This window comes from Microcystis sp. M090S1 (assembly GCF_020246295.1).
GTDB lineage: Bacteria > Cyanobacteriota > Cyanobacteriia > Cyanobacteriales > Microcystaceae > Microcystis > Microcystis aeruginosa.
Window position 1 is genome coordinate 1 of sequence record NZ_JADBTF010000368.1, and the last position, 9,370, is coordinate 9,370.

Annotated in this window: 17 protein-coding genes; 9 read left to right on the top strand and 8 right to left on the bottom strand. The window is 40.1% G+C overall.

Translation table 11 applies throughout. From position 1 onward, the window contains the following. Positions 1 to 21: 21 nt before the first annotated feature. The 4 genes from IM477_RS23425 (at position 22) to IM477_RS16280 (ending at position 1,199) form a co-directional block, all read left to right on the top strand. Complete coding sequence (locus IM477_RS23425) at positions 22 to 156, top strand: hypothetical protein (RefSeq protein ID WP_502866547.1); 135 nt, start codon at positions 22 to 24, stop codon at positions 154 to 156. Further along, positions 146 to 442 (top strand): PIN domain-containing protein, encoded by a 297-nt coding sequence (locus IM477_RS16270; RefSeq protein ID WP_287732600.1) that lies wholly within the window; start codon positions 146 to 148, stop codon positions 440 to 442. The genes IM477_RS23425 and IM477_RS16270 overlap by 11 nt, the downstream gene beginning before the upstream one ends. A 72-nt stretch (positions 443 to 514) precedes the next feature. After that, positions 515 to 853: a UPF0175 family protein gene (locus IM477_RS16275; protein ID WP_353845554.1), complete on the top strand. Its 339-nt coding sequence runs from the start codon at positions 515 to 517 to the stop codon at positions 851 to 853. Then, complete coding sequence (locus IM477_RS16280; protein ID WP_287732604.1) at positions 846 to 1,199, top strand: type II toxin-antitoxin system RelE/ParE family toxin; 354 nt, start codon at positions 846 to 848, stop codon at positions 1,197 to 1,199. The genes IM477_RS16275 and IM477_RS16280 overlap by 8 nt, the downstream gene beginning before the upstream one ends. A 119-nt stretch (positions 1,200 to 1,318) precedes the next feature. Here the strand turns inward: IM477_RS16280 and IM477_RS16285 are convergent, their stop codons facing one another. The 4 genes from IM477_RS16285 to IM477_RS16300 form a co-directional block, all read right to left on the bottom strand. Then, positions 1,319 to 1,558: a hypothetical protein gene (locus IM477_RS16285; RefSeq protein WP_045361344.1), complete on the bottom strand. Its 240-nt coding sequence runs from the start codon at positions 1,556 to 1,558 to the stop codon at positions 1,319 to 1,321. Between the two features lie 2 nt (positions 1,559 to 1,560). Further along, entirely contained in the window at positions 1,561 to 1,797 is a 237-nt protein-coding gene (locus IM477_RS16290; RefSeq protein ID WP_072926254.1) for a hypothetical protein, read from the bottom strand. 220 nt (positions 1,798 to 2,017) lie between these two features. Further along, a complete protein-coding gene (locus tag IM477_RS16295; RefSeq protein WP_043997966.1) occupies positions 2,018 to 2,371 on the bottom strand; it encodes an immunity protein CdiI family protein in 354 nt (117 codons plus the stop codon). 247 nt (positions 2,372 to 2,618) lie between these two features. After that, positions 2,619 to 2,888 carry a hypothetical protein gene (locus IM477_RS16300; RefSeq protein ID WP_287732606.1) on the bottom strand — a complete coding sequence of 90 codons (270 nt, stop codon included), beginning with the start codon at positions 2,886 to 2,888 and terminating at the stop codon, positions 2,619 to 2,621. Between the two features lie 340 nt (positions 2,889 to 3,228). On the opposite strand from IM477_RS16300, the gene IM477_RS16305 reads away from it, so the two are divergent. Further along, entirely contained in the window at positions 3,229 to 3,474 is a 246-nt protein-coding gene (locus tag IM477_RS16305; RefSeq protein ID WP_002748168.1) for a UPF0175 family protein, read from the top strand. Beyond that, entirely contained in the window at positions 3,471 to 3,980 is a 510-nt protein-coding gene (locus tag IM477_RS16310) for a PIN domain-containing protein (protein WP_287732608.1), read from the top strand. Before IM477_RS16305 ends, IM477_RS16310 begins: the two co-directional genes overlap by 4 nt. A gap of 34 nt (positions 3,981 to 4,014) precedes the next feature. Here IM477_RS16310 and IM477_RS16315 read toward each other — a convergent pair whose 3' ends face one another. Then, positions 4,015 to 4,944, bottom strand: coding sequence for a hypothetical protein (locus IM477_RS16315; protein ID WP_287732609.1), 930 nt, complete (start codon positions 4,942 to 4,944; stop codon positions 4,015 to 4,017). 319 nt (positions 4,945 to 5,263) lie between these two features. Here IM477_RS16315 and IM477_RS23430 point away from each other — a divergent pair, with 319 nt between their 5' ends. Next, entirely contained in the window at positions 5,264 to 5,548 is a 285-nt protein-coding gene (locus tag IM477_RS23430; RefSeq protein WP_149985246.1) for a DUF6888 family protein, read from the top strand. Next, entirely contained in the window at positions 5,545 to 5,781 is a 237-nt protein-coding gene (locus IM477_RS16320; protein ID WP_223212995.1) for a DUF6887 family protein, read from the top strand. The genes IM477_RS23430 and IM477_RS16320 overlap by 4 nt, the downstream gene beginning before the upstream one ends. 219 nt (positions 5,782 to 6,000) lie before the next feature. Here the strand turns inward: IM477_RS16320 and IM477_RS16325 are convergent, their stop codons facing one another. The 3 genes from IM477_RS16325 to asnS form a co-directional block, all read right to left on the bottom strand. Next, positions 6,001 to 6,228 (bottom strand): hypothetical protein, encoded by a 228-nt coding sequence (locus tag IM477_RS16325; protein WP_002735928.1) that lies wholly within the window; start codon positions 6,226 to 6,228, stop codon positions 6,001 to 6,003. Continuing rightward, the gene (locus IM477_RS16330; protein WP_002759084.1) at positions 6,216 to 6,518 is read right to left on the bottom strand and encodes a hypothetical protein; all 303 of its coding nucleotides are present in this window, start codon (positions 6,516 to 6,518) and stop codon (positions 6,216 to 6,218) included. The genes IM477_RS16325 and IM477_RS16330 overlap by 13 nt, the downstream gene beginning before the upstream one ends. 421 nt (positions 6,519 to 6,939) lie before the next feature. Then, positions 6,940 to 8,304: an asparagine--tRNA ligase gene (asnS, locus tag IM477_RS16335; protein WP_287732612.1), complete on the bottom strand. Its 1,365-nt coding sequence runs from the start codon at positions 8,302 to 8,304 to the stop codon at positions 6,940 to 6,942. Positions 8,305 to 8,446: 142 nt separating this feature from the next. On the opposite strand from asnS, the gene IM477_RS16340 reads away from it, so the two are divergent. After that, the coding region (locus tag IM477_RS16340) for an RNA-guided endonuclease InsQ/TnpB family protein (RefSeq protein ID WP_287732614.1) at positions 8,447 to 9,370 on the top strand (924 nt) is incomplete at its 3' end.

Genomic DNA, 9,370 nt, shown 5'->3' on the forward strand with positions numbered 1-9,370 from the left:
CAACTTTACCAAATAGTTTTTATTCCTGAAGCAGTTTATCGAGAATTAACTGAGCCTGATTTTCCGGTAGCAGGTTCAATAGAAGTCCAAACCTTAGATTGGATTCAAACTCGAACGGTAACTAACCGCACAGTGATTGAAGCTCTTGAGTCGTGAACTAGATAAGGGAGAAGCTGAGGCTATTGCTTTAGCACTTGAGTTGGGAGCAGATCAAGTTTTGATTGATGAGCGTCGTGGTCGTAGAATTGCTGCTAGACTTAATCTTCGATACACAGGAATTCTGGGCATTTTAGTTGAGGCGAAGAATCGACGGTTAATCTCTGAGGTGAAACCCCTACTAGACGCTTTGATCAATCAAGCAGGATTTTGGGTTGCTGCACCTTTATACAGCAGTGTTTTACAGATTGTTGATGAAGAAAAAAATAAACCCACTCAAGATTGATTGAAGGGGTATTTATGGTATTTTTAGAAGCAATTTAGCCTACTTTTGTGGTTTCTTTTTAATGGCGATACAATGAAGTTACCACCACTTAATGAAACCTCTATGAGCCTCATCCTTCCCTCTGAACTTCTGCAAACAGTCCAAATGACTGAAGCTCAAATGCTCACGGAAATCGCTATCATGCTCTATCAGCAGCAACGCCTTCAATTTGAACAAGCAGCCGAACTAACGGGAATGGCGCTCGATGATTTCTACCAATTGCTAGTATCGCGTAATATCCTCACTCCACCCACGGACCCCGACGACGAACCAAAAGAACTCATCCTCACCAGTCTTCGTATTTCTCTTCAGCAAGCTAAAGAGGGCCAAGTACATCCCATCTCTGAACTGTGGGATGGCATAGATGACTGAAGAAATTCCCCCCATTAAGCTTCTTTTCTCCGAGCAATTCAAGGATCGACTTCGCATCCTCGCCAAACGCTATCGGAGCATTCGTACTGATATACAACCCCTAATTGATGACCTTCAGATAGGCAAATTCATCGGCGATAAAATACCAGGAATAGGCTACACTGTCTTTAAAGTTCGCCTCAAAAACAGCGATATTCAAAAGGGCAAAAGTAGCGGCTATCGTGTTATCTATCAACTTAAAGACAATAGTTATGTTTTGATGCTCCTCATCTATGCCAAATCTGACCAAACAGACATCCCAGCGCAGCAAATTCAAGACATCATTAATAAGTTTGACAGTTTTTAGAAGTATTAATAGATGCCAAAAATAAACCTCCTCAAGATTGATTGAAGGGGCATTGATGGTATTTTTAGAGGCAATTTAGCCGACTTTTGTAGTTTCTTTTTCGGTGGATTGGCAGGATTTTAGTTGGCCATTGATAACAATGCCTCTTCTATTGGCTTTGGTAACTCAATAGGATGAAACCGATTCACAGAAAAAGCGTAATCCTCACCACTTTCATCAATAACCCGAATTAGACTGTTTATTTCTGCTGTCTCATCAGGGATAACGCGGTATATTTTGCCAACTTCTAGTGAAGCTTCGTAGCCTTCATTATTGAGACAAACTGCGAACTTATTTGTGGGAGATGACTCTATTTTCATGGTCAATCTAGAAAGGGTAACTTGAGCTTAAATTCTTTTTTGCCGATGCCATGAGCTTCATACCAATGGACTTCAGCTAACCTTACTATACCATTGGCAAGCTGAACTTGGGCTATGCCCTTTAATTTTCTCCATTTACCTTTGCCATACTGTTTTTGCAACCGTTCCCGATTACGAATTCCTGTTCCTGTGGCAATAATCTCGATATTCGTAATATCGCTGATAATCTCAAAGTCCACGATCGATCAAGCAATCTTAAAGAGTGGCCTTTCATTATAGCATCTATTGCCAAAAAAGAGATATAAAAAAACAAACCCTCCTCAAGATTGATTGAAGGGGTATTTATGGTATTTTTAGAGGCAATTTAGCTTACTTTTGTGGTTGCTTTTTCAGTGGATTAAGAGGGTTTTAGTTGGCGCTTCAGGGTTGAAGCTGCGCTAGAGCCGAAGGTGATGATACTCAAACTGTTATTTTTTGTACTGTAGATTTTTTGGTTATTTCCTTAGGATGTCTGAACAATTGACCTTCATTTTGGTAGAAAACTTCATAATCTGGGGCCAGTTCAAGACATAACTGTTTCCATAAACTAATTCCTTCTTGTTTAAAATCCATTTCAGCTTGCTGATTAGGAAAATCTGATAAAGGTGGATAGTCTTGATTTAAAGTCTTATCGTAAGTATCCTGCCATGCGTTTAAACGTTGAATGGTTGCTTGACTTAATGGCAATTCTTCAGGAGCAATGTTATCAATTTCATCTACTCCCCAAAGTGGGTAACTTCCATAATCTGCCCAAAGTTTGATTCTGATTGCCATAACTATCATTCCTGAATAAGTTTGTTAATTAATCGAGTTGGAGTTGGATTAGCACTCACTAAGTAACCATTATGACTAATTTCTAGAGAAACATACTGAATAATTCCATTGATTTCTACTTGATAAATTATGCGACTTTTTCCTTGTATGCCAATAATTTTTCCCTCACTATAGCGGTGTGCAGTCGTATGAGGTACAGTGTCACGAGCTATAAACCGTGCTAGGCAAAGCTTGGTCTGTATCTCACTCAAGCGCTTACCGCTATAATAGCTGTTACAATTAAATCGGAAATTTGTTCTTCAGTAATACCTCTCTGGAGAAAATCTTCTCGATGATTTTCTAGAATATGCAGCAATCCAGAACCTTTGTCACCTGCTTTTCCAGTTTCTAGAAAAACAATTTTCCCGCTAGGATCTTGAGTAATTATGATAATATTTTCTGGGGTATGTTTGATTGCTGCTTTTTTAAGTTCAGCAACCAGGAGTTTTTTCTGATCGTTGTTCGGATTCGACCTCATTGCCGATTATAGCTCAAGATTGTGTAATTTGATCTAGTTTACTCACCCTTCAACCATACAATAAAACCCCCTCAAGATTGATTGAAGTGGCATTTCTGGTATTTTTAGAGGCAATTTAGCCGACTTTTGTGGTTTCTTTTTCGGTGGCTTGGGATAGTTTTAGTTGGCAACTGATAATAAAGCCTCTTCTATTGGCTTTGGTAACTCAATAGCATAAAACCGATTCTTAATGTGTAAAATGTGTAAGAGGAAGAGACGCAAAAAATAAACCCCCTCAACTGACTAAATGAAGGGGGTTATGATATTATTCCAATAGGAAGGGATAGATAGGGTTATAGCCATGAGTATTGATATCTCCGATGAAATTCTCAGTGCAACACGCATGACTGAAGCTGAGATGAGGCAGGAAATTGCGGTCATGCTCTTTCAAAAAGAGAAGCTCACCCTTGCTCAAGCGAGTCGATTTGCAGGAATGAATCGTATTGCTTTTCAACACCTACTTGCAAGTCGTCAAATTCCAGTACACTACGATGTCGAAGATTTTGAACAGGATATTAAGAACTTGCGGGAGATGGGAAGATTGTGATTGTTGTCAGTGATACATCGCCTATCAACAATCTTGCCGCCATTAATCAACTTCATCTGCTACAACAACTTTACCAAATAGTTTTTATTCCTGAAGCAGTTTATCGAGAATTAACTGAGCCTGATTTTCCGGTAGCAGGTTCAACAGAGGTACAAACCTTAGATTGGATTCAAACTCGAACGGTAACTAACCGCACAGTGATTGAAGCTCTTGCTGATGAACTAGATAAGGGAGAAGCTGAGGCTATTGCTTTGGCACTCGAGTTGGGAGCGGATCAAGTTTTGATTGATGAGCGTCGTGGTCGTAGGATTGCTGCTAGACTTAATCTTCGATACACAGGAATTCTGGGCATTTTAGTTGAGGCGAAGAATCGAGGGTTAATCTCTGAGGTGAAACCCCTACTAGACGCTTTGATCAATCAAGCAGGATTTTGGGTGGCTGCACCTTTATACAGCAGTGTTTTACAGATTGTTGATGAAGAAAAAAATAAACCCCCTCAAGATTGAATGAAGGGGTATTTATGGTATTTTTAGAGGCAATTTAGCTTACTTTTGTGGTTTCTTTTTCGGTGGATTTAGAGGGTTTTAGTTGGCGCTTGAGGGTTGAAGCTGCACCGAGGGTGCTGAGGGCTAGTATGCATGACATAGAAGAAGGCTCAGGTGCAGATTTTGCAGCTAACACTATTATACCAGCATCATTTATTCCAGTAGTGAACGTGGAGACAGCACCAGGTACATGAATAGTCCTGAAACTTCCTTGACTATATAGGAAACCACGGGCACTTAAGGATGAGGGGCGTTCCGGTACATTTACTCCCACAATATCTCCCAAGTTATTTATATCATAAATAAATGTTTCTCCTTCACCCGGTAAGTTGATGGCACTGAAAGTATTGTTTCTCAAAATAAATCCATGTGCGTTTCCTTCGCTGTCATAGTAGTCACCGACAATTTCACGATTATTGTTTATTTCACTAACAAATGTGTTAGTAGCACTAGGGACATCAATAAGAGAAAAAATACCTTCACTAAATAGGTAACTACGAACTGTTTGAGTGTCACTGTCGAAGTATTGACCTACTATATCGCCCAAGTCATTACTGCCAGCAATAATACTGTCACTGAACGGTGTATTAAAAGTTGTAAATGCACCACTATTAAAAATAAAACCATGGAATACACTATTACTATCTAAGTAACTTCCTACAATCTGTCGAAGATTATTTATATCTTGAGGTGTGGTTTCGATAGAACCAGGAAAGTTTAAAATATTTAAGTCACCTTGTGGACTTCTATAGAAGCCTTGGTTGGGTGTGTTGTTAGAATTGAAATAACCGACAATATCGCCATTATTATTGATGGATGTCGCAAAAGTTTCAGTTGCATTAGGTACTCGAAAGCAGTCAAAAGTATCCCCTACTAAGATACAACTTTGTGTTGTTAAGGCATTAGCTTGAGCAGTCAATCCCATCGCAGTTGCTACCCCTGCTAACAGAATTGGTGTTACTAACCTAATTTTGAACACAATCACCTAATTACCTCCCTGATCTTTATTTGATGTATACAGTGCGATCTCGCTCTAGCACCCAGGTTAAGCAACAGCCCAACCCAACACCAAAGGGAGATAGCAAAACAATACACACTCCCCCCCCACAACTGTATCAAAAGCTACAATTTAATAAATCTTTATATTTCTCTCCCTAGCTTAGGGGTTGACAGAGCAGGGAGTCTCAGGTGTTTTCCGTTGTTTTACTCCTTCTCAGACGAACTATCCTCTTTCTTGAGTTATTGTGGCGCGGTATGTCGGATTCGCCTTTGCGTTCAACTCTGTCTCGAAGTTGTTGAAGCAGATTCTCTATTTTGTTATAATTAGTGTCATTCGTTCGGTTTTGGGAGGGAAAAATATTCCGACACTTGCACAACTCTTGCAATGTTATACCCTATCTTGTTGGGCAACAAGGTTTTATTTACCAATTAACTTAATAAGATTGGATGATCGTACTAAAAATATTTTCATGTTAATTGGTGAAGGTATTGAGATTGAAATTAAACCTAATGGACAATGGATAAAATGAATCAAAAACCTAATTTTAAAACTATGACCTCTCAAGAATTAAAAAGTTATGTATTATCTCATCGTGAGGATGACGAGGCTTTTTATGCTTATGTAGATAAGGTAAATGAAAGAAAAGATCGAGTAGTTTATCCACCTTTAAACTCCTTAGAAGATCTGGAAAAATATCCCGAAGTTATTGAACAAATGCGTCAAGATTCCCGTCATAATTTTCAGCAAAATGAGTTAACTTAGATACAGTGCGATCGCACTCTCTCGCAGTCAGGTCAAGCAATAGCCCAACCCAAGACAGAAGGAGGATAACAGCACAGCACACACCCCCCACAACTGTATCAAAAGCTACAATTTATAAATCTTTACATTTCTCTCCCTGACGAGCTATCCACCATGAAACCCATCCTCAACGCCCAGATGATTTCGGAAGTTAGAGGACAACCAGAATCACGACCAATATCAACGGACGGGACTCAACTGCCCCAGTTCAACGCTCACTGCATCAAAGCGATTGTCCCCAGGGCGATAGGAGAGAATTTCCAAGCCAATCGGCTCGCCACTGGTGGAATCCTTAATCAGAATCACCCCATCCCCCAGTTCAGTACAAATCTGCTCCTTTCTGGGTTGCTGCCAGAAGACAGTCAGTAATTCCGTTTCCGGTTCATAGAAAACTTTTACTTGAGCCATAGCATTTCCCCTTCTTTAATCCCATCGGTTTGGTAGGCAGTAATCAAGAACCCATCTCCATTCAAACGCCGAGCCACTGCCACAACCCAACGTTTTTCCTGTCGCTGGCGATAAAATAGCAGCACCCCAGCATCGTGGCTACTGCGTCGAATTTCATCTGGTGAAGCTAGGGTAAGGGTCACTAATTCCTCCAACTCCTCAAGGTCAGGATGTTTGCCCATTAGCCTCTGCCAATAACCTTCTGAAGTTCTAACTGTAAATCCCAAAGGGGTAACAACTTCAAATTTCATTCCCAATCATGGATAGGATTCTCGTTTCGGTGATAAATATAATGGTCGTGTTGCCGATGCTCAATCTTCAATTCCTATATCTACAAGACAATTGGCAATGAGTTGGTCAAATTGCTCCCAATCTTCACTATCCCATGATGAATTATCATTTGATGTAGTATTTTGAGCGGATTCGATAAAGGTAATAATAACCGATTCTCCATACAACCACACATACTATCCCCCGTAACTGTATCAAAAGTTACAATTTAATAAATCTTTATATTTCTCTCCCTAACTAGCGATCGAGATTTTGGGGTTTTTGGGGAGTTCAAGAGCTTGAACTTGTACAATAAAGTTGTACAAGTCTCCAAAGACCAAGCAAATTAGCGCTAAAAGCTCAAGGATTACAACTTTTCTCCCGTCGATCCTAGACATCATTCTAAAAGTCGGCACTTAAAGGGGTACGGGGGAAAGGAATCACATCGCGAATATTGGTCATTCCCGTCATGAATTGTACCAGACGCTCGAATCCTAAACCAAAACCAGCGTGGGGAACGGAACCGTAGCGACGCAGATCTAAATACCACCACAAATCATCGGGATTCATTCCCTGTTCCTGCATTCTTTGGATTAATACATCTAATCGTTCTTCCCGTTGGGAACCGCCGATAATTTCGCCGATCTTGGGTGCTAAAATATCCATAGCGGAAACGGTTTTATTACTGTCATCTAGACGCATATAAAAAGCTTTGATTGTCTTGGGATAATTGGTGACAATCACGGGTTTTTTAAATAGTTCCTCCGCTAGATAACGTTCGTGTTCTGACTGTAAATCTACGCCCCATTCTACCGGAAACTCGAACTGACGATCGGCTTTTTCTAATAACTCGATCGCTTCGCTGTAGGTAATCCGGCCAAACTCACTATTAACGATATTTTCGGCCGTACTTAACACCGTTTTATCGATACGTTCGTTAAAAAACTGCAAATCTTCGGGACAATTTTCTAAAACGAATTTAAAGATATATTTCAGAAAAGCTTCCGCTAAATCCTGATCTCCTTCCAAGTCACAAAAAGCCATTTCCGGTTCCACCATCCAAAACTCGGCCAGATGACGGGAAGTATTAGAATTTTCGGCGCGAAAAGTCGGGCCAAAAGTGTAAACATTAGATAAAGCCATGGCCATTACTTCCGCTTGTAATTGTCCACTGACGGTTAAATAGGCCCGTTTACCAAAGAAATCCTCGGCAAAATTGGCGGGTTTTTTTAAATCTAAACTGGTGACAGTAAATAATTCTCCCGCACCTTCGCAGTCGTTAGCGGTAATAATGGGAGTATGTACCCAAATAAAGCCCTTTTCTTGGAAAAAAGTGTGGATAGCGGTAGCGCAAGCGTTTCTAACCCGCATTACTGCCCCTAGGGTGTTGGTTCTTGCTCGCAGATGGGCAATAGTTCTTAGGAATTCAAAGGAATGACGTTTCTTTTGTAGGGGATAATCCGGGGGACAGTCACCATAAAGGGTGATTTCGGCCGCTTTTAACTCGATATTTTGCCCTTTACCCGGGGAAGGAACCAAATTTCCCGAAACAGCGATCGCTGCTCCTGTACTAATTGTCTTTAGTACATTTTCATAATCGGGTAAAGTCGGTTCGAGGATAACTTGTAAGTTGGCTAGGGATGAGCCATCATTAACTTCCAGGAAAGTAAATTCTTTTAATTCTCGTTTTGTTCTCACCCAACCCTGCACGGTGACGGATTGATCCGGTTGTCCTGTTTGAAAGATTTCCTTGATTCTGGTAGTCATCGCGTATCCCTATGTTAGAACCAAAGAGTATTTTAACTGAATGTCAGCAAAAGTCCCTCGCTTTTATGGACTTCTGCTGACTTTGTATATAGACAATTCTCGAAAACCATGTTATCATAGTTATAGTTTCTTGATAACTCTTATGTACAAAGCGTACAAATTCAGACTTAAGCCTAATACCGAGCAAGAAATAGCCTTAGCAAAAAGCTTTGGCTGTTGTCGTTGGTTTTGGAATTATTCCCTGAATTTATGCCAAGAAACCTATAAAACCACAGGAAAAGGACTGACACGAAACTATATTCAGGGACTATTGCCTAGTCTCAAAAAAGAATATGAGTGGTTGACAGATGCTTATTCCCAGTGCTTACAGGTTGTTGCTTTGAACTTATCCCAAGCTTATCAAAATTTCTTTGAGAAACGGGCGAGATTACCAAGATTCAAATCTAAACATGGTAAACAATCAATTAGCTATCCAGCTAAGGTTAAATTTGAAGGTGACTACCTCAAATTACCGGGTAAAGTTGGATTAGTTTATTGTGTTCGTCATCGGGAATTTGCAGGAACAATTAAAACTGTTACTATCTCAAAAAACCCAGACGGTAAATACTACGCTTCTATTTTAGTTGATGACGGGCAATCTCCCCCTGATCAAGGAGAGCAGGGGGGTGACGAAGGCGGGGGGATAGATGGAAAAGCCATAGGAATTGATTTAGGACTGAATCATTTTGCTATTACCAGCAATGGCAGTAAATATGATAATCCTAGACATTTAGCCAAACATCAACGTAATCTAAAAAGGAAACAACAAAAGTTATCGCGTAAAAAGAAAGGCAGTAACAACCGTCAAAAAGCTAGACGTAAAGTAGCTAAAGTTCACTCTAAAATCTCAAGATGTCGTGAGGATTTTCTCCACAAGCTATCCCGTAAGATAGTTAACGAAAACCAAGTTATTGCGGTAGAAAATCTCAATGTTAAAGCCATGGTACGCAATCATAATTTAGCTAAGGCTATTAGTGATTGTAGTTGGGGAATGTTTTGTACAATGCTCAAATACAAGGCAGAATGG